18 protein-coding genes are annotated in these 23380 nt (G+C 44.3%); 7 read left to right on the top strand and 11 right to left on the bottom strand.

The genetic code is table 11. The features are described 5' to 3' along the window. The first annotated feature begins 79 nt into the window (after positions 1-79). The 6 genes from AC1D0K_RS03265 (at position 80) to AC1D0K_RS03240 (ending at position 6800) form a co-directional block, all read left to right on the top strand. Entirely contained in the window at positions 80-1336 is a 1257-nt protein-coding gene (locus AC1D0K_RS03265; protein WP_477395123.1) for a YeiH family protein, read from the top strand. A 12-nt stretch (positions 1337-1348) separates the two neighbouring features. Further along, positions 1349-1966, top strand: a complete 618-nt coding sequence (locus AC1D0K_RS03260; RefSeq protein ID WP_477395121.1) for a c-type cytochrome — start codon at positions 1349-1351, stop codon at positions 1964-1966. An 8-nt stretch (positions 1967-1974) separates the two neighbouring features. Further along, positions 1975-3219 (top strand): sulfite dehydrogenase, encoded by a 1245-nt coding sequence (soxC, locus tag AC1D0K_RS03255; RefSeq protein ID WP_477395119.1) that lies wholly within the window; start codon positions 1975-1977, stop codon positions 3217-3219. A 184-nt stretch (positions 3220-3403) separates the two neighbouring features. After that, on the top strand, positions 3404-4813 hold the full coding sequence (locus AC1D0K_RS03250; RefSeq protein ID WP_477395117.1) for a serine hydrolase: 1410 nt from the start codon (positions 3404-3406) through the stop codon (positions 4811-4813). Positions 4814-4988: 175 nt separating this feature from the next. Then, positions 4989-5924 carry a GlxA family transcriptional regulator gene (locus AC1D0K_RS03245; RefSeq protein WP_477395115.1) on the top strand — a complete coding sequence of 312 codons (936 nt, stop codon included), beginning with the start codon at positions 4989-4991 and terminating at the stop codon, positions 5922-5924. Positions 5925-6005: 81 nt separating this feature from the next. Beyond that, complete coding sequence (locus AC1D0K_RS03240; protein WP_477395113.1) at positions 6006-6800, top strand: DJ-1/PfpI family protein; 795 nt, start codon at positions 6006-6008, stop codon at positions 6798-6800. 138 nt (positions 6801-6938) lie between these two features. Here AC1D0K_RS03240 and AC1D0K_RS03235 read toward each other — a convergent pair whose 3' ends face one another. Next, on the bottom strand, positions 6939-9614 hold the full coding sequence (locus tag AC1D0K_RS03235; protein ID WP_477395111.1) for a DUF7133 domain-containing protein: 2676 nt from the start codon (positions 9612-9614) through the stop codon (positions 6939-6941). 206 nt (positions 9615-9820) lie between these two features. Here AC1D0K_RS03235 and AC1D0K_RS03230 point away from each other — a divergent pair, with 206 nt between their 5' ends. Beyond that, positions 9821-10006, top strand: coding sequence for a hypothetical protein (locus tag AC1D0K_RS03230; protein WP_477462997.1), 186 nt, complete (start codon positions 9821-9823; stop codon positions 10004-10006). A 30-nt stretch (positions 10007-10036) separates the two neighbouring features. On the opposite strand, the gene AC1D0K_RS03225 is transcribed toward AC1D0K_RS03230, so the two are convergent. From AC1D0K_RS03225 to AC1D0K_RS03180, 10 genes are all read right to left on the bottom strand, one after another. Then, positions 10037-11251 carry a metallophosphoesterase family protein gene (locus AC1D0K_RS03225; protein WP_477395107.1) on the bottom strand — a complete coding sequence of 405 codons (1215 nt, stop codon included), beginning with the start codon at positions 11249-11251 and terminating at the stop codon, positions 10037-10039. A 12-nt stretch (positions 11252-11263) separates the two neighbouring features. After that, positions 11264-12289 carry a hypothetical protein gene (locus AC1D0K_RS03220; RefSeq protein WP_477395105.1) on the bottom strand — a complete coding sequence of 342 codons (1026 nt, stop codon included), beginning with the start codon at positions 12287-12289 and terminating at the stop codon, positions 11264-11266. A gap of 23 nt (positions 12290-12312) precedes the next feature. Continuing rightward, entirely contained in the window at positions 12313-13755 is a 1443-nt protein-coding gene (locus AC1D0K_RS03215; protein ID WP_477441781.1) for a hypothetical protein, read from the bottom strand. A gap of 41 nt (positions 13756-13796) precedes the next feature. Continuing rightward, positions 13797-16730 (bottom strand): TonB-dependent receptor, encoded by a 2934-nt coding sequence (locus AC1D0K_RS03210; protein WP_477462996.1) that lies wholly within the window; start codon positions 16728-16730, stop codon positions 13797-13799. A 411-nt stretch (positions 16731-17141) separates the two neighbouring features. Beyond that, complete coding sequence (locus tag AC1D0K_RS03205) at positions 17142-18428, bottom strand: aminotransferase class V-fold PLP-dependent enzyme (RefSeq protein WP_477395101.1); 1287 nt, start codon at positions 18426-18428, stop codon at positions 17142-17144. A gap of 43 nt (positions 18429-18471) precedes the next feature. Next, positions 18472-19965: a hypothetical protein gene (locus AC1D0K_RS03200; RefSeq protein ID WP_477441777.1), complete on the bottom strand. Its 1494-nt coding sequence runs from the start codon at positions 19963-19965 to the stop codon at positions 18472-18474. Between the two features lie 141 nt (positions 19966-20106). Beyond that, positions 20107-20427: a DUF6686 family protein gene (locus AC1D0K_RS03195; protein WP_477395097.1), complete on the bottom strand. Its 321-nt coding sequence runs from the start codon at positions 20425-20427 to the stop codon at positions 20107-20109. Between the two features lie 75 nt (positions 20428-20502). Beyond that, positions 20503-21534 carry a hemin-degrading factor gene (locus AC1D0K_RS03190; protein WP_477395095.1) on the bottom strand — a complete coding sequence of 344 codons (1032 nt, stop codon included), beginning with the start codon at positions 21532-21534 and terminating at the stop codon, positions 20503-20505. 18 nt (positions 21535-21552) lie between these two features. Then, complete coding sequence (locus AC1D0K_RS03185; RefSeq protein ID WP_477395093.1) at positions 21553-22335, bottom strand: heme ABC transporter ATP-binding protein; 783 nt, start codon at positions 22333-22335, stop codon at positions 21553-21555. Then, positions 22332-23378: a FecCD family ABC transporter permease gene (locus AC1D0K_RS03180; protein WP_477395091.1), complete on the bottom strand. Its 1047-nt coding sequence runs from the start codon at positions 23376-23378 to the stop codon at positions 22332-22334. Before AC1D0K_RS03180 ends, AC1D0K_RS03185 begins: the two co-directional genes overlap by 4 nt. Between the last annotated feature and the right edge of the window lie 2 nt (positions 23379-23380).

Raw genomic sequence — 23380 nt, 5'->3', positions numbered from 1 at the left:
AGGATGCAATCCATAGTTAAAACCAAATTATAATAAATAAATTTATCACTCAATTATCACACAGTAAAATTCTCAACTTATGTCAACCACCACCACTAAACTAACATTGCACGAAGACTGGGCAGTAGTTATTTTAGGCTCATTAATTATCATCCTGTCTTTGGCGGGCCTGCTTTTACCCGTACCTGCTTTTGCCTGGAAAGACAGCGCCGAACTAACCGGGAAGGTCCTCGGCTCGGCCAATTTAATTAAAGTACTTGTTCAGTTTGGCTTCGTCATTATTATTGGCGGTATCGGTGCCCTCATTACGGGCAAATCCATTAAAAACTATGCTTTAGGTTTCCCGCTGGTATATATAATTACCATTATAGCTTTAATACTGGCCGGCAGTAGTCAGGCCAAAGCTTTAAACCTCGAAGCCGTTATATTCAGTCTTGTTTTAGGTTTGCTGATCAGTAATTTTATCAAACTGCCAGAATGGCTTAAGGCATCCCTGTCAACCGAGCTGTTTGTTAAAATAGGCCTGGTGCTGTTGGGTACCAGCGTCATATTCGGCGATATATTAAAGGCGGGTTCTTTGGGGTTGATACAGGCCCTGGCGGTGGTTACATCGGTATGGTATTTTGCTTTTTGGGTGTGCAAAAAACTCAAGGTGGATGACGAGATAGCCATGATGATATCGAGCGCGGTATCTATTTGCGGTGTATCGGCAGCTATTGCTACAGCGGGAGCCATCAAGGGCGACTCAAAAAAGTTATCCTATGTTATTTCGATGGTATTGATCACCGCTATCCCGATGATGATCTTTATGCCTATCATCGCCCATTATTTTCATTTTTCGCAGGAAGTTACCGGGGCGTGGCTTGGTGGTAGTATTGACACTACCGGGGCAGTGGTGGCCTCGGGCTCGCTGGTGGGCGAAGTAGCTTTGAAGATCAGCACCATTGTGAAATTTTCACAAAATGTGTTGCTTGGCCTGGCTGCTTTTGCTATCTCCATTTACTGGACCTACACTAAACACCCCGCGGGAGAAGATAAAGCCACAAAACCAACGCTTAAAGTAATCTGGGAGCGTTTTCCAAAGTTTGTATTAGGTTTTATCGGCGCCTCTCTGCTGTTCTCGTTCTTTCTTTCACCGGCTGCCGCGGCAACGGTAAAGGATAGTTTGAAAAACCTGCAGGGCTTATGGTTCGCACTGGCATTTACAAGTATAGGCCTCGAAACAAATTTTGCCGATCTGTTTAACGAGAATAGCAAGAAGCCACTTTACGCGTTCCTTATTGCCCAAACTTTTAATATTTTCATTACGCTGGGTATTGCATTTATATTGTTTTAATCAATGTAAACGATGAATGTAAAGCTTCATTTAAATAAAAAATATGTTGCCGTTATAACGGGTCTGATTATTATCGGGGTGATGACATCAGAAAAGCGGGGTTATTTTAACCCTGGATACGGTGCAACAACCGATACCGACAAATGGCCTAAGAGCTTTGGTTTTGGCAGTACAGCAAGTCCCCAGGACATCGTTAAACTGGATATCGATGTTCGTCCGGATGGTAAAGGGCTGCCGGCTGGGGCAGGTAGTGCAGCCCAGGGAAAAGCTATTTATGTTGTAAAATGCGCGGCCTGTCATGGTGCTACGGGGCTGGAAACACCGGGAATTAAGTTAATGGGTCCGGCTTTGGTGAGTGATACTACAGCGGCCAGTAAACCCAAAACCATCGGCAATTATTGGCCTTATGCAACTACGTTGTTTGATTATATGCGGCGTACTATGCCCTATACGCAGCCTAGGTCATTGACCGATAATGAGGTTTATAGCCTTACTGCTTTTCTGCTGAGTGCCAATAAGATAATCAGGCCCGAAACAGTGCTGAACGCGCAAAATTTGTGGCAAATTGAGATGCCCGCCAAAAAGCTTTTTATAGTTGATGATCGCAAAGGCGGTCTGGAAGTTAAATAAGCACTTAAATGGAACAGTCAAAGAATAGCCCTACAGGGAAAATAATTGAAAAAAAGATAAGCCGCCGCACCTTACTGGGCGGCGTCATGGCGGCGGCTATTTTACCGGTTACATCCTCATTTGCAAAATATATACAGGTGGGTGTGCCGGCCGTTGATAATCCAACTAAAAAATTGGGCATCCCGCCCGGTAAGCTGGGTAAGCGGTCGCCGTTCGAAAGTCCCGTGCGTAAGGCATCTGATATCTCGTCACGCAGCCCCCTGCAGGACTTTTATAGCACCATTACACCGTCTGATCTGCATTTCGAGCGCCATCACGCTGGGATTCCAAATATCGCACCCGATAAATATGAACTGCTGATTCACGGCATGGTTGAGCGGCCTATGAAGTTCAGCCTGAACGATCTTAAACGCTTTCCGTCATTTACGCGCACGTGCTTTTTAGAATGCGCGGGCAACTTCCGTACGGGTAAAGAGGCTATGACTCCCCAGGATATTTTGGGACTTACCAGCCAGAGTGAATGGACAGGGGTAATGCTATCAACCTTGTTGAGGGAAGTAGGAGTGAACCCAAAAGCTACCTGGTTTTTGGCCGAGGGCGGAGATGCCTCTGTTATGACACGGAGTATACCTCTTAAAAAAGGTATGGATGATGCTTTTATAGCCTATGGACAAAACGGTGAAGCCATCCGGCCCGAGCAAGGGTATCCTGCCCGTCTGCTGCTTCCCGGCTGGGAGGGTAATACCAACGTAAAGTGGTTACGGAGAATCGAGATTTCAGATCAGCCTTATTTTACCCGTGAAGAAACATCAAAATATACTTACCCGGTTAAGGGAAAGATCAGAATGTTCAGCTTTGAGATGGATGCGCGGTCAATCATAACCTTTCCGTCATATCCCCAGAAAGTAGAGCGGGGATGGATTGAAATCCGAGGTATAGCATGGACGGGCCGGGGTAAGATTGTTCAGGTGGATATCAGTACGGATGCCGGTAAAACATGGAACGCAGCCAGGCTGCAGGACCCCGTGCTGGATAAAGCGCATACCTATTTCCGTCATCTATGGCAGTGGAATGGCGATGAAACAGAGATATTGAGCAGGGCTGTTGACGAAACCGGCTACGTGCAGCCTACTATCGGCCAATTGGTTGCGGCCCGGGGCATTGATCTCGGTGGTTATCACATGAACCCTGTAACCTCCTGGCAAATTAAACGGGATGGCAGTGTGCTGTTTAAGCCGGAGAATTATAAGTAACATTCTAGCCATACCATCGAGGATAAAGTGCCAATTATTTTAAATTCAAAATAAGGAAATGCCGGAGCGCTCATCACACCGATGTTCGGGTATTGGCCGCGGAAGAGTATTTGGTTCAATTTGTAACATCTGCCATCGACCTGCGTCTTGTTTATACTGCCTGGCACACGTTAAACTCATTGGTATGCAAAAGTTCATCACAACTCAGTTATTCCTCTTATTCCTTTGCTGCTCTGCGTTCGCGCAGGAGCAGGAGAAAGCGGCACAGCTTGCAGAAATAATTCGGTCGGTTAATGTGCCCGGGATCCAGTTGATCCATACCAAAAACGATAAACCGGAAATCTATAATATCGGGATGATTGGCTACGGAGCCAATCAGCACGTCAGTTCTAATACGATCTTCGAAGCTGCGTCATTAAGTAAAAGCGTATTTGCCTATGCCGTATTACGCCTGGCCGACCGCGGGCTGATTCAGCTGGATACTCCCTTGTTGACTTATATAGGTACATATGAAAGGTTTGATCGCACCAATCCGGCTTACGGAAAGATCACGGCCAGGATGGTGCTGCGCCATACCACCGGACTGCCCAACTGGGGTGATTCTTCGGGGGCTAAATTACTGTTCCCACCGGATAGTTGCTTCTCCTACTCGGGCGAGGGTTACCAGTTCCTGCAAAAAACGGTGGAAAAGATCACCGGTAAAACGCTAAACCAATTGGCGCAGGCAGAGGTTTTTGGCCCATTGCAGATGACGCATAGCAGCTACCAATGGATTACCAAATTCGATACTGTCTCCGCATTCGGCAACGGCCCGGAAGAGATCAAAAGGCATTCCGTTCAAAACGCGGCCTACAGCCTGCTAACCAACGCGCATGATTATTCCATTTTCTTGCAGTCGCTGGCCTCGGGAAAAGGGCTGAAAAAAGAAACCTGGCAAATGATGCTGTCCACACAAACGCCAGCCAATTGGTTTGGGAATGAAGCTACAGAGGCCAATAGTCATATCTCCTGGGGCCTCGGCGTTGGCTTGCAGCAAAATGAAAAAGGCAAAGCCGCCTGGCACTGGGGTGATAACGGCAGTTTTAAATGCTTTTATATCCTCTTCCCGGCTACGCACGAAAGCCTGGTGTACTTTACGCACAGCAATAAAGGCCTCTTCATTGCGCCGGAAGTGGTCGACCTGTTCCTGGGCAAGCAAACTACCTGGTCTATCAAATGGATAGGCGAAGGTTATGATTCGCCCTATGTCCTGAAAGCATTCCGTGCCAGACTGCTAAAAACGGGTTTCGCACACGGCGCAGCCGTCATGGCCGACCTGCAGAGCAAAGATCCCGGTTTCACACTAATGGAACATGACCTCAATGAATTCGGCTATATATTGCTGCAACAGCACGACAACAACAATGCGATTGACATATTTAAACTGAACACAGCCTTACACCCGGAAAGCGCCAACGCTTTCGACAGCATGGCCGAGGGTTACGAAAGCGCCGGCAATGTAGCCCTCGCGATCCAAAATTTTAAACGCTGCCTGGAACTCAACCCCAAAAACGATTATGCTGCAGAGCATTTGAAGAAGCTGAGTGGAAAATAAACTTGAAGTTCGTTAGCTTATCATCCTGCAGGATATGCAAAGGGGCCTTAGAAATAATTTCCAAGGACTGACATGTCTGGATAGAAACGTGTTGAATAAAATTCAAAACAAACAATTGTTTTCGTGGGCGTTGGTCTAATACCTAAATTTAGAAATTCATAACCAGATTTGTAATATGCCTGATAAGATCACCGCTGTTTTCATGATTCCGCCGAAGGTGCACCTATTGGATATTACCGGCCCGGCCCATATATTTTACGAGGCGGCCTGTTACGGCGCGCCTGTTAGGGCGCTTTACAGTGCGATTTTTTCGGGGCATACAAGCGAGGAAAGCAGTTGTGCACTGGCTTTTCACCAGCTGATACCTTACAACGAACTGGAACTGGGAGCAGGCGATCTGGTGTTTATTCCCGGGTTGGATTCGGCCTTGCTCTTGGACATGGGTTTTATGGATTCGTCGAGAGCATTCCAGTACTGGCTAAAGGCGATGCACGCGCGGGGCGTACTGATCTGCTCTGTTTGTACGGGTGCTTTCCTTGTGGCTGAATCTGGCTTGTTGGATGGACTTTCCTGCACCACGCACTGGAAATATGCGGATCGGTTTAAATCACGGTTTCCGCAAGTCAATTTATTAAGTAACAGGTTGTTCGTTGCAGAAGCCGGGATTTATACGAGCGCAGGTGTGGCTTCCGGAATCGACCTGGCCCTGTATTTAACAGAGGTACTTTGGGGGGCGGCTTTCGCGGCCCAGGTAGCGAAGGAAGTAGTCGTCTATTTTAGAAGGGGTGAGGCCGACCCGCAACTGAGCGTGTTTACTCAATATCGCAACCACATGGAGGAGCGGGTGCACCGGGTACAGGACCGGTTGGCACAACAGCTGGATAAAAAGCAGCCGGTTGAAACACTGGCAGAGCTGGTGAGCATGAGCCCGAGAAACCTGACGCGCCTGTTCCGGAAAACCACGGGTATAACAATTGGCGAATACCAGGACCGGCTGCGCACCGAACGTGCGGCTGTGCTGCTCGGGGATGGGCATACCTACCAGTCCGCTGCTTTACACGTTGGGCTGAAGAGCACCAGCAGGCTGCGGGAATTACTAAACGAACGGTAGTTGCTCAACTTGGCTTAATTCCGGTCTTTATTGTCCTCATTTCTGCTTTTGCGAGTGGTAGCTTTGGTAAAAAAAAGAGCCATGAAAGTATTTTTATTGAACATATGCTTACTGCTGTTAACAGCAGGAGCTTTCGCCCAACCCAAAACCGCCTATTACTGCCCGCCCTGTGGAGACTGTGATGAAACTGCTTACAGCAAACCGGGTAAATGCCCATATTGCGGGATGGAGTTGGTGCAGGAAAACGTAGCAGATCACCAAAAAAAGGCGGAGCATCAAACCTATAAAGTGTTGTTCTACCTGCAGGATGGTGTAGAGGTGCTCGATTTCGCAGGGCCGCTGGAAGTGTTCTCCTATGCCGGTTTTGACGTTTCCATCGTTTCCAAAACCAAAACTCCAATCAAATCCCAGGGTATCCTGACCGTAACACCCGACTACAGCATTGCCGATGCGCCGACGGCGGATATCGTAGCTTTTTTTGGCGGCAATTCTGGCGTGGCCAGCAATGACCCGGCAGTGATCAGTTGGCTGCAACAGCAAAAGCCGAAATATTATTTTTCAGTTTGTACCGGTGCCTTTATCATGGGCAAGGCCGGTTTGCTTGACGGGCTGACGGTGACTACTTTCCATGAAAGCATCGATAACCTGAAAAAAGCGGTGCCCAAAGCGAAAGTGCTGAGCAATGTGCGTTTTGTTGATAACGGCCGCGTGATCACAACGGCGGGCATCTCTGCAGGGATCGACGGCGCGCTGCACCTGGTTGAAAAGATCCGAGGGCGGGAAGCTGCTAAGCAGGCCGCAAAATACATGGAGTACGACAAATGGGTGCCGGAACAAGGCCTGGTATTAGCGCCTCAAACAGTCGCAGTAAAATGATTTTTTTGCCAGATGCGGGGGATTAAAGCCGGGTGGCATCTTATCCGGAAGCTTGAGAATTACAATATTATCGAACAAAAAAGTCTCCTTAGATTGCTCTAAGAAGACTTTTTTTCTGATGTCTTACTAACACAGTACTTAGTTTTTTTGCTGGGACAGAAAAGTGATGAGGGAGGCAAATTCATCGTATGACAACGCATTGGCAAGACCAACAGGCATCATAGATGTTTTCAATTCTTTACGACTAAGTATGTCAGCAGTCTTGATCGTAAAAACGTCACCGGTAATATTTCTCATTACTATCTTTTGGGCCGATTCCTCTGTAATGAAGCCCATATAACTTTTGTTTCCTTTTGCGGATATCATAACCGTGGCAAACCCCTGGGAAATTGATGCACTTGGTTTAAGAACCGACTCTGCAATTTGTTGCCGTGTCATGATAGAACCGATTTGCCCCATGAACGGGCCTTTCAATTTTTCACCTCTGCTAAGGCTATGGCAGGCAATGCAACCCTGGCGGGCAAAAAGAACCTTTCCCTTTAAAGGGTCGCCTTTTATTTTTGCGATCATCAGCATCACATCCTCAATAGATGATTTTCCAATCTGCCCTTTTTTATTAGTGATCTTAGCAAGGTCTATCTTAACTTCTTTGGTGGCTGCACTTTTTTCCTCGCCGCCAAATATGGTAATACCCATTTGATGGCGGGCATTTAAATCGGCAAAAACTTGTTTTCCCTTCGGTGTTGATTTTGTCCATTCGGTTTTTAAGAATTTCTCAATGCGGGCAGAGCCACTCCAGGTAACCCCTTTGTAAATAGGCCCGTGCGAATCCGGCCTTGTGCCCCACCACCATGAAGCATCATAATCAGCTTCTTTTTTGTAAAGCCTGGATATGGTTACCAGTATTTGGTTTTTAATTTTTACATCCTTAACTTTTGAATAAGACGCAATTAAGCCATCAACAGCTTTGGTATCATACATATATCTTAAAGCCCAAAGCGCCAGGGTTGAATGCTCTGTTCCGATGGCGTTGACACACTCATTAACCGCATACATACCTACCAGGGCCCTTACTGCCAGATGCGCCGGTATAATTGCCGAATTAGGTTTGGCATGTGGACCTTCCTCATTTTTGCCCGGTGCTACAAAACTGGCCGGAACGTTTGTTGTTAATAAGGACTGTGCTGCAGCGATTCTGCCAAGGCGACCCAGGCCTACAATAGCTGCTACATGAACTCGCTCGGAAGGATCTTTTAAACCAGCTAAAAATGGCTCAATAGGGGCGTTCTGAATACCTGGTTTCCTGTCTGCGATTGCCCGTAAGGCAAATTCCCTTAAATCTTTATCTTCCGAAAGTTGTACCAACGCGGGTATCCCTTTTTCGCGGGTTGCCTGGGCGTAGGTATAAATACCTGCTACCCGGGCATATAATGGCAGAGTAGCATCAGTTGCAATGGCAAGCGACAGCTTGCCGGCTTCGCCTGCAGGTCGGGTGATCAATTCCTGAGATGCACTTAACCTGGTTACAGCACTTGCTGATTTAAGGTAAGCCGCCAAATCACTTGTTGAAGCAGCTTTAAGATTAGGGAAAGCCTTATAAGTCCAGTTGCTTGGTACTGCCCTTACAACATAGCCTTTGGCGGGATCGCCGGAGTAGCCGGCACCATCCCATGCAGAAAGATAGAGGCGTCCGGATCCATCTACGTCCAAATCGGTAATTTGAGGCAATTGAATAAATTCTTCTTCTTTTTGCTGAAAGCTGGCGCCATCTGGTGTCACCCGGTTAATATAAAGTTCACTTCTTCCCCAGTCTGCCGTCATCGGTACATGGTTATATTTTTCGGGCCAGGTGGGTTCGTCCATAAACAAAGAGCCTGTGCCTGATCCTCCTCCTAAATCTACTAAGGCAGGTAAAATCTCATCTGTAAAGTGCTGGAACAATAGGGGATATCCATATTCGGCTGATTGTATATGGTGAGAAAAACGAATGTTCCATCCGCCACCATCGTTGGTATTGTCCCTTGTAAAAACATTCATATAAGGATCAATGGCCACATCATAAATATTCCGGGTTCCGTGTGTGTAAATCTCCATCTCGGTTCCGTCAGGCCTTACCCTAACGATACCACCACCCAACATGGTTAGTTTTTTGCCGCTTCGGTCTGTGGCGTCATGAAAACCAAAATCGCCAACAGCAATATATATCCAACCGTCAATGCCCATACGTATTCCGTTGGTAGCATGGTCTGTGCCTCTTTCTGCCAGCATGTGCGCATTGCTTATATGTTCAATAAGCAATTTGGCGGGACCGTCGGCAATACCGTTCTGGTCCTTATCTTCAAAAACTTCCAGGTTCATCCCGGCAGCTTTACCTGTTTCTTTTGAAAAAACGGTATGCATCACAAAAACCTGATCGCCTGAAACGAGGATACCCCGGGGATCATCAACTTCGGCAAATTCTGTATGCTTATCTATCTTACCGTCATTGTCGCTGTCTACAAGTTTGAGTATTTTTCCTTTTCCGGGAGTTTTGCCCAATGAGCCTATCATATCTACACCAACAAATACCTCACCTGTAGGTGCTACCGCAAGGCAGGCAGGACTTGGTGTAAGATCGGGGCCTGCAAATGTAGTAACCGTTAAACCAGCCGGCCATCGCGATGAATCTGGTAGCCGGTTACTTAAAGCGGTTTTTTGATTTAGCGAAGAATGAGTAGTTTGAGGTTGACTTTTTTGAAAATCGGTGCCTGTAAAGTATTTGAACATACCTAAAAAGGCGACAACAAAAAGAAAGGTAAAGGAAACTTTTAACATAGGTGTTTTAAATGGTTATGAATAATTATGGCGTTCAAAAAGATAAATCTATGTGTTTCGTTTAATGATAGTTGCATTTATTTTAATTTAGTTAATTATTTTCTGTCAATAAGTAACGCCGCCTCGCCTCTCCATCTTAAATAATGCTAAATCGATCCCCTGAAAACGGTTAATGGTGGCTCTGTACCAAAAGCATAACGTTACTAATGTTTGCAGGAATGGATATTGCGGGAGGCCTGGATCGTAAACAGGCAGCAGCCTATTGTACAAGAGGTAGGGAAATATACGCCGGCGGCGGAATGGGTGGGGGAGGTGATGAAACTGGTGAAGTTTGCCTGTGTGCAACGCTTAAAGCAGCAGGCATTTTCACATGCACTGCTGCCAAAATTTAATGAAAGTATATTTTTTGATTACATCGCCTTTTAATTGGCTTCATCAACTTTTAAAGAAACTGTTACACTTTCACCAAAAGCAGGCTTTTGAGATTTAATATTTGGTTTAGTGTTCCATAAACATTCACGCACGGTGAGTAACTGTTTTTCAGTATCCATGCTGATGAGCTGAAATGAAAGCCTTTTTTCGTCTTTGGATGATAAATCTCCTTTCATAGGCGAATCCACCCTGAATGTATTCAACTTAACATCCTTATCAGGTCCCTGGTAAACATAAAATTCGTTCCAGTTGCTGTTGCCATGAAAATAGGCTTTGATGTTTGGATGTGCTTTTAAAAAACGTACAAACCCCCGCTGTTCTATATCGGTCGCCCCGCTTCCCTTTTCCGCAACCTGGCCTTCTTTATAATGTTCAGCAACAAGATTTTGAAACTCATTAAGTGCCGTCATATTATAAGGCGGCAATGGATTGGTAAAATGCTTTGACTCGGAGGTTGGCTGATCATGAGTAAAAATAATTACAGGAGTTTTTGAATTAACTGTATCCAGATCTTTCTGCATCCATATCCGCTCGGCAGAATCTGGCCATAGGGTGATAAACATCATGTGTATCCCTTTCAAATTAAAGGCATAATTAATTTTATCTGCAGCGTAATTATAGGTCGCATTGGTCAAAGGGATTTTAGGCTTCAGCATCAGGTTATAAATTTCAACCATGGATGTAGGATCTGTTAACGGCTTCATAGGCTTGGCAAACCCGATGGCATTGGAGATATCATGGTTGCCAGGCGCCAGGAGCAGTTTAGCAGGTTGCCCATTATGCCCGGTTAACTTTACGTTCTGTATATAATCAGTTTCAAATTGAGTCCATGATGTGGCAGCACTTTGAATCGGAATTTCCATCCGGTTAGCAATGTCCCCGGTTTGGATAAGATAATCAACGGCGGTCACTTTGTTTCCGCCTCCAACGCCACCATCTGCTGGCAGTACCAAATTGGGCATACTATTTATCTCGCGGATCATTGCTGCATTAACCTGGTGACCGGTCACATTGGTATCACCTCTGAAATTTTTTCGGGTGATGCCATAATGCGCATCTGAAGTAAAAACCATGTTGATAACCGCAGGTGATTTGCCCTGGCAGTAACCTTTTTGTATATAAAATGTACCAATGAGAACCGTCAGCAAAAAATTGATGATAATGACTGATATTTTAGGCTGGCGTATTAGAAGTGCAAGACGCATATTCAAATCAAATTATTTTCTTTTATAAAAGGAAATTGTTGCTAAATGACCGGGGTGGTCTTTAATTTCAGTATCAGTATAATACCCCGTACCATCAGCCGCAAACCCTACACCTTCGCCTTGTGGTTCATTGTTGGCATAGGGTGCTATCTGTGGCTGAGTTTTTAAACCTGCCGCTATGCTGGTTCCGGCAGGTAATTTCCAATACCAGATTAACTCATTACTCCTGAGTAAAATCTCCGACCCATCGGGCGATATATCACCGCTGGTGGCTTTGTTAAAATACAGTTGAACTACCGGGCTCATTATGGTAGCTGATGTTGTACTTTGCGGATAAGCTGCGGTATATACAAAAGATATATTGCTCTGCTTGCTGGCAATAAAAATATCCCTGTTTAAGGGATCAATCATCAGTGTTTCCGCATTGTGCGGGCCATCGGGATATTTTAGTTCGATGATATCCACTGAAGTAATGTCTGCAACAAAAGGCGTAGTCTTCTCTGTCAGATCAGGTTCCGGGAAACGATAGATAAAGACCGAACTGTATTTAGCATCGTTGTCGCCTATATTGGCTACATAAATATAGCTTTTACCTGCAATGGGGCCTGGCCCAACAGCAATATCTTCCCAATCGCGGTTATTAACTGGTGTTAATGTAAGTGTTCCCTTATTTGCCCCGCTGGCATCAGTAAGGTAAACCTGGTTGGAGTTACCGCTATCATTATGAATATATAATATCCCCGGGTTGACCTTGCTGGCAGCTATGCCTGAAATTTCAAACAGATCTTTGCGGGCAAGATTATTTGTAACCGGTATTCGATTAAACAATTTAGTAGTATCCAGCGCAGCAGGATCGTAGGTTGTTTTCTGGAAAACAACAGGCTTAGTGATTACGGTAACGGTTGTATCTTTAGCAGGTAAAACCTTATTGCCAGATTTATTGCAGGAAAGTATAGCAAATGCTAAAAAGCAAAACAAGCTACCTTTAACAGAAGCACTGATGCTTCTGTTAAAGGTAGCTGTTAAATTAAAAATCATATGGTGACTATAATTATTAAAAATTAGTGGTGATTGCCCGTTCCGTCAACCTGGTAGCAACCCATATCTTTACCCGGAAGTGTAATGCCGCTTGAGCCAAACGTTGGATCAATAGGGATACCTGCTGTAATAGGCACAAAAGCCGTAGTTGTTCCTTTGCCAATTGCTGGAGAACCACCCTGTAAATGGAAGTTATAGCTATCAACAGATGCTTGCGTGATCCAGAAATTGTTGGCGGCAGGCAATGGGTAGTTCACAAACATAGGATTGTTTTTACCTACCAATGAACTGCCATTATAAACAAACCCGAAAGTATATGATGCGCCTAAGAATGCGGCCATATTAGGAATGTCAGTAGCCTGAGGATGTGTAACTACTGGCTGTGCAACACTGGTTGGTACAAACTGGCCAGCCATAGCTGCGTTGTCGGCATAATAAAAATTGTAACCATAAGCTGTTTTAGGGATTACGCTTGATGGGTTAGATGTTGTATCAGCCAGGTAAACTTTAGCACCACCCGGACCGCCTGCAATACGTACGCCAAAATTACAGTCTACAATCAGGTTATTGTATACCAACGCTCTTGAGTTGTTTTCAATTTCAACAGAGCCGCTTCGTGCTCCATAAACTCCACTGTTTCTAAAACCATCATTCACATAGGTATTATTGTACATGGTAAACTGGCACTCACCGGCTGTTGTACCGTCGCTTGCAGTTTTTGTACCGTTGGTTGCACCACCTATAATAAGGTTATAAGCCATGTTACCCATCGAGCTGCCTTTAGCATTAAAACCATCACCACCTGTGCTGCCACATTTTTCCATCGTGTTTCTCATGATGTTATAGTAACCACCATAAAAACGGGTTGCATCATCAGGTGAGCCATACATCCATGAATCCTCCATAATAAATACGCCGGTAGGGTTCTGGAAATATAAAATATACTGAGCGCCGGCTTTTAATGAGTTACCATTAGGAAAAGGAAGCGCTTTTAAAGCTGCGCCGCCAAAGTCAAGGTGTGTCCATTTCAAAACAACCAGCTTGGCAGTACTGCTGCTGTAAATACCACCCCAACCACCTACATAAGCAGAATCGGTAGCTACTGTTGATGCTCCTGTTAATTTGGAACGACGAGGATCGGTGATGGTTATAGGCGCATCACTTGTTCCCAGGCTGATGAAAGTACCATTATTAATAATGTTGGCACCATTTGTCATATTTAGTTTTACACCTTTTTGAATCAATAGTGTATCTCCGGCGTTAATTGTAATATCTCCGCCTATGGTATAAGTTTGGTTTGTAAGCATGGTACCTTTATAAGTACCTGCAGGTAGGGTACCAGTATTTGGGATGGGTTTCCCAATTTGTACCAGGGGTATTGAGATAACTGCCTTGTCGCCTTTTTTGCTGCAAGCTGCAAGCGCAAAAAGGGATAAGCCTAAAGAAATTAGTTTTAGCTTTTTCATGATTAATTAATTGTTATTTTATTTGATTTTGTTTTTGGGTTTTAAAATTTAAACCTGCAGCCCAGGTTATACCGTGAATAGTATCGGTCATACTCTACAGTGGTATGATTAGCGCTTTCCTGGTGAGGGTATTTAAGTATGCCTGTATAGTTGTTGGTATTATTTTGTTTGATGTATAGCTCGTAAGGGGTATTTAAGATGTTATTAACCTTTACAAAAACTATAAAATGGTTTCCGATAGTTTTCTGAGCCGAGAAATCAAGCGAAGTCGAGGCTTTCTCCCATGTATCCAAATTGTAGTATCCCGATACATAAGCAATTCTTTCACCGGTATATGCCAAGGCTAACTGGGCGTCGATACCATTCCTGGAGTTTTTATATAATAAGGAAACATTGCCAATGTGTGCGGCCTGGTCCTGTAAAGGCCTGGTTTGATCGCGGTGGGTTATGCCTACGTTTTGAACATCAATAATTTTTGAGGTGGTAATTTTAGATTGGGTGTAAGTGTAATTGGCTGATAATCCTACATCTCCAAAAAACTTTTTCACTAAAAACTCAGCTCCGAAATTACTGGCGTTGCCCAGGTTTTGCGGCTCCAGGTATAAACTGGCTCCTGATGGGCCTGGCCCAAGCACTGTTTCAATCGGATTCATTAGGTTTTTATAGAATCCGCCAACCATAAACTCGTCAAAAGCGGCCGGGAAAAACTCATATCGTAAATCATAGTTATCAATGGTAGTATGCTGTAAATATGGGTTCCCTAATGTTGCGTAAGGTTGATCGGGAGTTTGATCTGGATAAGGGATCAAGTCTGCAAATGCAGGGCGCAGAACCGACCTGAAATAAGAAGCTCTTACTGCCTGGTTATCGGTCAATGCGTATTTAGCATTGATGCTGGGCAGGAAATCATCATAAGTAATGCTTCCCGATTTTCCTGGGAAGGTTGCAGGAAGGCTTGATAAATAACTTTGATCTGTATGTTCGGCCCTTAAACCAAATGTTACATCGAATTTGTTGTTAATAAAGTATTTAACCATGCCATATTCCGCATGAATGTTTTCTGTGAAACTATATACACCGGCTGAACTAAAGGAACTGCCACGGGCATACTCAGGAGAGTTGAACTGAAAGGTTGACGCGGGAATAGAAACGAATACCTCATCTGAGGTGGGTGATCCCGGGTCAGAACCGTGGTTTAAATTGTAACTGTCTTCAAAATTATCCCTGGTTTTATGCCTTAACATTCCGCCGGCAGACAAGGTAGCTTTGTGCCCGAAAATGCTGGCGTCATAATTCAGGTTTAAATACCCGGAAATATCTTTATCAGTATTATGTGTCCATACTCTTGATTCATCGCCTAACAGTGTTGGGCCGTTAACAATAGTTGGCGCCACATAGGTAGAGCTTCCTGGATTACCCGGTGTAGGTGCATTAGTACCACCCGGGCCCGGGCTGGTGTTATATGAAGTTTTAAATTCTGCAATATCAGGTACCTGGTGTGATGCCTTTGAATCGGCAAGTATCCAATCCAGGTTAAATGACTTACTGATGTTGTGTTTGCCTTTTAAAGTAAAATTATATATCCGCTGCAGATCGGTGCGTGTTTCTATCAAATTATCAATTCCATTGGTATAATGATACCCCTGGTAAGAGTAACCGCCATAAACAAAGTTCTGAGTATTACGTACCCGATGATCATCTAACTGTAAATAGGTGCCAAATAAACTGATCGTATTATTTGGGTCAAACTTATAATCAATTGAAGCTACGGTTCCCAACCTGTCAATATGTGCAGAATACTGGCGGTTGTATGAGCTTTGAAAATTAGTTTCCTGGTTTTGCGAATTGATATCCGGAGCTGGTCCTACAGTACTTTCTTGTACTACTACAAAAGTGTTATTGCCTTCATACCTGTTTTGAAAAGTACCCGATAGTAAAAGGCCTAACTTGTTGTTTAAAAAGCGGTTGCCTATTGTTAAGCTCACATCAGTGTTTGGAGGCGGATTCTGTGTTTTGGTTATTAGATTCTGGTATGGGAAATCACTTATCGAAGCCAGTCCCAGAGGAGGTAATTTTTCGCCGGGGGCCTTTCTGCTAACAGTGCTTGAGTTAAAGCTGCTGAAGCCCCTGTCAAAAAATAATTGGCTGTACCCCGTTCCTACATAACCGTCAATCCTCAGTTTGTCGGGTGCACTTTTCATGATCAGGTTTACAACCCCGCCCGATGCATCACCTTCCATGTTTGGTGTAAGTGTTTTAGAAACTTCAATTTTCTCAATCAGATCGGCAGGGAAAATATCCAATGGCACATACCTGTTCTTATTATCAGGGCTTGGTATTTTTATCCCATTTATTAGCACGGTATTATATTGTTTATCCATACCGCGGATGATCACGTGCTGTGCGTCGCCGCTATTGCCTCTATCTACAGAAACACCCGATACCCGGCTAAGTACATTTGCAACCAACACATCGGGCGAAATGGCAATTGAATGCGCAGAAACCACATTCATGGTGGTAACGGCGTTCTTTTCATCGCTTCTTGCAGATCTATCTGTTTCCCTGCTGGCGTGCTCTGTGATTGTCACCTCGTTAATTCCGTTGGCATTATCAACCATTGCTATATTCAACACGGCAGGGCGTGTTTCCGAAGCTTCTATTGTATATTCCTTAGTTGTTTTGTATCCCACATAACTTACATGTAGCTTATAGGTACCGGCGGTTACATTTTTAAACAGGTAGGCACCATCGAGCTTTACTGTTGAGTTAAGTTTAAAATTATCCTTTTCAATATGGACGGTAGCCCCAATAAGCGCCTCACCGGTTTTGGCATCGGTAACGCTGCCTTTAATAGATTGTGCTTTTACAGTGCTAAAGCCAATAAGTAATGCGATACCGAGAAACAGCTTTTTGGCCGCTGATGAAGATGATAAAAGGGAAGAAAGAAGAGGTAAAAAAGTAAGGACTTGTTCCATTCAAATATTCAGTTTTGCGCAAATAAGCCACCTCAAATCTGTTTAAATCCTGAATTTTTATGTCCAATACAATTTCTTAATACAATGTTATCCTGCGGGTAACAAACCCACTTTAAAATAACATTTACATGCCTTGATTTTTACAATTACTTAACCTTTATTTAATGGAGCTCAACCATAATATGGCAGGAGGTAGAACTATTTTATTCCCAAAACAACGCGGTTGATGTTGAATCGGATTTTAAAAAAAAGTAAAGATCTGGCGGCTATTAATAGCAAGGGAAATTGTGAAAAACAGGGGAACGGGTTATGCCTGGTAATCATCCGTGCTAAGCCAGGGCTCTCGGGGATAATTACATTGAAAACAGCGATGATATTATTGAGATCCGCATATTCTTGGCCCTTTCGTAATCAGGAAAGAACGTTGATAAGGTGGTCAATATCACTCATGGTATTGTAAACCGATGGCGATATGCGGAACCGGTTTTCATAAAGTTGTATGTTAATACCGGCAGTTGCCAGTTTTTGATGAAGCTTTTTTTCAGCGCCTTCCAGGGCGAAACTCACAATTGGCGAAGTAGACTCGCGGGGCGTCATGGGTTGATAGCCCAGCCTGGCCAGCTCCTGCTGAAGTTTATCAATCATGGGCTGGCGGTAGTTTTGTATCTTATCCACACCTGTATGGAGCAGGTAATTTAAAGAAAAAATGAGCGCGGGCACAGCGGCGTTGCCCAGGGTTCCCACTTCAAAATAGTTTCGGGTCTTTTCGCCCTGGATAAATTCAAAGGGGCTGTTTCCGGCGCTATCATAAGGAAAAATGTGTGACTTCATGTCTTTTAACTGGCGATAACCAAATTGGCTGCGTTTTATTAACGGAAGCCTGTCTTTTCGTACATATAAAAAACCGGCACCAAAATCGCCCATCAGCCATTTATAGGTAGCGCAGGCACAAAAATCAACTCCACTGTCATGCACATCTATAGGCACCGCACCTGCGGCTTGTATAATATCGGCGTAAACCAACGCTCCCCTGGCATGGGCTATGTTGCAAAGGGCCTTTAAATCGTGCTGAAAACCATTGATCATTGATACCAGCGAAATGGCTACCAGTTTTGTGCCTGGTTTTATGGCCGCGTCCATATCGGCCAAATCTATTTTGTTGTTTTTAGGAATAACGATTTTAACATCAGCACCCCGTTTGGCCAGTTCGTTGTACATGTATAAGGAGCCATCAAAATGATAAGCATCAGTAACTATCCGGGCACCTGTTCCCGGCAAGCCCAGGCCATTTACAACCAGGTTTTCGCCAGCCATGGTACTGGAAACCCATGAAATTTCATCGGCATCGGCATTAATCAGGCGGGCAAACAAAGTGCGCGCCGTATTTCGATCTTCGTCAATGGTATCTGCTGCCTTTCCATTAGCCAACCTCAAATTCAGATAGCTTTTTATACTTTCGGCACTGCCGATGCTCATGGGATGCGTGTAGGCAGCGTTTAAAAATGTTCCTTTAATGGCAAATAGCTTTTTGGAGGGAAGCGTATTCTCATTTAATAAGACTTTCTGCGCACTATACTGGCTTTCACTCATGTGGGTTAACATGCGGGGTGCAAAGGGGAGCACGCCCAAAAAAGAAAGCAGGTTTCGGCGCGATAGGCTATAACCTGGTTTATCAGAAATGTCTTTGTTCTTCATCATGTTTATCAAGTAAAGTCCGGTCGTTTTTATTGGCCTTGAAAAACTACCTTGTATAAATCTCTTTTATATTAGTCGTTTCGCTGATTTCTAATACAGGTATACTATCCCGGTAATCAATTTTAAAGCCATCAATCAGTTTAATGGTTTTAAAATCCAGCGTTTTGCCCTGTATCATATTCGTTTCTATTTCGTCCCTCACCTGTTTTTCGGGGATGAACTTTGCTGCTGCTGCAATATAATCATCCAGTGTTAAATTAGCAGTGGGGTTTGCCGCGTGTATTTGTTGGTTTCTTTGATACAAGGTGAGCAGTAAATCCCTGATCGATAGCTTTCCGCCAGAAGCAAGGCGAATCTGGTTGTCAAAGTAAAAGGCATAAATGAATCCTCTTTTATAAGGCAGGGTTTGATAGTTTTTATCCACCCAAAACTTAGCGGCGATGGAATCGTTGGGCGCGTTTTTAACACTGCTGCTATAATGAGCCAGTAAGTTATCTTTATTTACGTAGTCAAGGAAGGCAGTTTTATCCTGTATGCCCGATTTTACCAGGTTAATCAGCATAACATAATCATTAAACCCTTCGCCGAACCACTGGTTATCAAACTCATCATTCCCAATCTGCATGTTATTTCCAATCCACGAATGGGAAGTTTCATGTGCCAGTACCCGTTTTTTGTTGTCGTCAAATTTTCCGGAGTATCTCATCACAAATCCATGTTTCTGGCTATATCCGGTAGCCCAGGGTTTATCAATTGATAGTAAGGGTAATATGCTGATGTAATAATAAGGTGCCTGGTCATCTTTCCAGAAATCCCGCAGACCGGGGAAATAATGCGCAAAAAAAGGCTCAAGCTCGGCCTTTATGTTATTGATGGTATCCCTTTTTGAGGTAATGGAATAATAGGGGATGCCATGTACTTTATAAGTATTAATTACCAACCCGGCACCCATTAGGATCAGCACATCCTGTTCTTTATTTACAGGGATGCTTTGTTTTAAGGAAGGGTTAGTTCCGGCTGCGGTTGAGATAAAGTAGGGTAAACCGGCCGGAAATGAATCCCATTGAACACTTGCGGTAACAGCGGAATGCCCCACCGGGTTAATCATGAAAAATTGAGGAACCAGGTACAATATGTCGGGGGTAATCAGCGGCCTAAACAGTTCATCAACCGTTGCCCGTTTGGGGTTGCCAACCAGTTGCCCGTTAATGGTATAGCTTATTTTCTTTGGCCCAGCCCCGGTATGGTATACTGTTATTTTTCTTTCGAGGGGGGTAATCTTTACTTTGTCTTTAGTATCTATGTTTTGCAGTACCTTAAAAATTTCCTTTTGTCCGCCAAAATTAAGGTCGCCATAAATAAATACGGTACTGTCTTTGGTTGCTGGGCTATATTCAAGGCTTACTTTCAGGATTGGTGATTTACCGTCCCAGCTGAGATGATAATCAAGTTGAGCAGGTAATGTGGTGCTTTTATTTTGTGCTTTCAGAAAAAAAGGGATACTGAAAAGTATACCCGCCGTCAACATAAATCTGATCATGAGCTATTTTAATATAGAGCGACAAGATAGAAAAATTGCATCAAATCTGACGCTAAAGGCTGCGGGGGACTGTGTATAAACCCACCGCGGGATTAGTCTTTGTTATATATCCGTTTAATATTCGGTACTGAGCGGATAAGTTTACTGGTTTAGCAAGTGATAAACTTCCCGCAGGTAAACTGCTTCTTCCATTGCTTCGGATAACTCCCTGTATTCTTGTAACGTAAAAACAAAGTTAATGTCCCGGTTGGGGGTGCAAAGTATCACTCTTTCTTCTCCATCGGGAAAGGGGAAAGAGCGGTCACTGAAAATTAGGTTAGTAATAAAGTCACTAAAACTATTAAACTGCTGTGGGGTAAAATACAACATCAGGTTGTTGTTCCAAATGTTGATCATTTGACAATCAGGGCAGTGACTGATCACAGATGCCCCTTTATGACTTAGAATTTGAGTCTGGCACATGGTAGATTCTTTTTGTGCCTGTCTTACCCACGATAACCATTACATAGCTATCGCGGGTAAACAGGGCTTGTTCTTTTAAATTGCGTTCGCTAATTCATTTAAAATAGTTCTCCATCCTTCATTTTCGGGTATTCCAGGTTTGCGTTTTCCAAAAAACTGCACAATGGTATTGCCGTCACCATCATAAACCTCCAGGCTATGTACAAGCCCGTCAACAGTTGGCTTTTTAACCAGCCATATGGCCGCTATGCCGTCCTCGCGCAAGTGCATATTAAATTCAGGATCAAGCACATTAAACCATGGTCCGGTTTGCACCAGTTTTGTTATTGGGCCGGTATGGATCTGTATGCAGCCTGCACTCCCGGTAAAAACCATGATCTGTAATGCTGTTTCAGCAGCTTTGGTTAAAATTTGTTTCAGGGAATTTAAACTGATTTGCTGCGCATAACCATCTGGCGCCAGCCTTAAAGCCTGGGTACGGGTTAGGCCATAGTTTTTTAATAATCCATGAAAATCATGCGTATCCTGTAATGCTATCCAGGCATCTTTAAAAGTTTTGATATCTACCTCGTTGTCGGGTTTTTCAGCGGGAGTTTCCAGGCTGGGTTGAATTGCCAGCTGTTGATACTGCTCTTCAGCCGCATATTTTGCAACCAATTGGTGATAAGCTTCGATGTCACTTTGATCTGTTAAATAAATTTTATGTACGGCGCTGCCATCGTCATCAAAAAACTGCAGGCTCAGCCTGTCGTTTTCATTCACCGCGAAACCAAAATGCCAGTGCGTCATAAACAGGCGCAGGTCGATGTCAGGAGTAACCACTAAACCCACATGACCGTTAAACCCCACTTTTTTGTAAACGCCTTTACGCTCATGTACGCAGTAATCATTACGGGTAAGTGCCATTACATACCCCAGTGACGCGGTTTCCTTCACTAATTCTTTAAAGTCGGTATTAAGCAGTGTGTTGTGTTCACCTACGCCGGTATTCACCAGCTCAGCTTCAGTTACGGCTAATTGTTTGGCGGCATCGCGGATGCGCAATTTGGGATCTTGTAATTTCAAGGCTGCCCATTGTTCTTTTATTGATGCTGTTATATTTTCCATTTTTATCTGTTTATTAAATTAAATCAATATGCCGCTTGGGATAACCAGCGGGCATTTAAAGCCTTCGTAATCCATTAACTTTACTTTAATGTTGAACGCCTGGTGAATGTTGTCGCAATTGATCACCTCCAGAGGTGGCCCGAAAGCTACTGTTTCTCCGTTTTTAAGGATTAGGATCTGATCGGCATAACGGGATGCAAAGTTGATATCATGCAAAATGCTGATCACCGTATACCCCCTGTCGGCCATGTTGCGTGCCAGTTGCAATATTTGCTGCTGGTATAACAAATCGAGCCCGTTGGTAGGCTCATCCAAAAAGAGGAAGGCGTTTGGCCGGTCGTAGATCTGGGCGATAACCCTTGCCAGATGTACCCGCTGCTGCTCTCCGCCTGATAAGGTATTATAATCTCGCCCTGCTAAATGTGTTATACCGGTTTCATTCATCACTTTGTTTACCACTTCGATATCATTTGTTGATGGATGATTTTCAAAGTGAGGGTAACGCCCCATCAGCACCAATTCCTTAACCGTAAACATTACGCTTACTGTATTATGCTGGGTTAGTACCGACCGGAGTTGCGCCATTTCTTTGATGGAATACAAAACAAGATCCCTATCATTTAAGCTGATGCTACCAGAAGCTGCGTAGATTTCCCTGCAAAGCAGTTTTAGTAATGTGCTTTTTCCTGCGCCGTTGGCACCGATCACGGCCAGCATTTCTCCGGATGTTACCTCAAAACTAACGTTATTGAGTATCTGCTTTTTCCCCGCCGAATACGAAATATTTTGTACGCTTATCATAATTGCTGTTTTTTAAGCTGTGAAAAGATCATATAAATAAATACAGGCGAACCGCCAAGGGCGGTAACAATTCCTATAGGTAGTTCGGCGGGCGATACAATAGTACGGGATATTAAATCAGCCAGTGTTAAGGCTGCGGCTCCTAACAGGGCCGATCCTGGCAACACCAAACGGTTATCAGACCCAAAAGCCATCCGCAGGATATGAGGAATCACCAAGCCAATAAAGCTGATGATACCCGCCACGGCCACCGAAGCACCGACAGCCATTGTAGCCAGGATGATTACTGTTCTTTTTGTACGGTTAACACGGATACCCATATGCCCTGCCTGTACCTCACCCAAGGCAATAGCATTCAACGATTTGGCCATAAAAGGTAAACCAACGAGCGGGATAGCAATAAATGGCAGTACACTACTGAATGATACCCAACTGGCGCCGCCTAAACTGCCCAGGCTCCAGAAGGTAATGTTACGCAACTGTTCATCTGTTGAAAGGTAGGTGAGGAGCCCCGTAAAAGCGAAAGCGAGCGCATTGATAGCTATCCCGGTTAAAAGTAAAGCGGTTATCACCGTTTTTCCCTGGTGCATGGCCATGCGGTAAACCGTGAGGGTGGTAACAAAAGCCCCTATAAATGCAGCAACGGCCAATGCATAATAGCCGTAAATACTGCCAATGGTACTGAGCAGGTGACCGCCAAAAACAATCATCAATGCGGCAAACAAAGTTGCACCAGATGATATGCCAATCAACCCCGGCTCGGCCAGCGGGTTACGAAACAAACCCTGTAAGGATGCACCTGAAATTGCCAGCGCGGCGCCAATGATTACGCCCAGTAATACCCTTGGTAACCGCAGGCTGAACAATACAGCTGTTTGCTGCGAGCTGAATAAAACTTCCTTACTTAGGCCGAAATGGTAACTAAGGATAGACCAGAATTGTGGCAGACTGATATATACCGCACCTATGCAAACCGAAGCAATGATCACGGCTATCAAAAAAAGGGTTAACCCGGTTAGGATCAGTTGATGGTTTTTAAGCACTT

Source organism: Mucilaginibacter sp. P1_A3, assembly GCF_056406855.1.
This window is presented reverse-complemented; position numbering and strand designations above follow the sequence as displayed.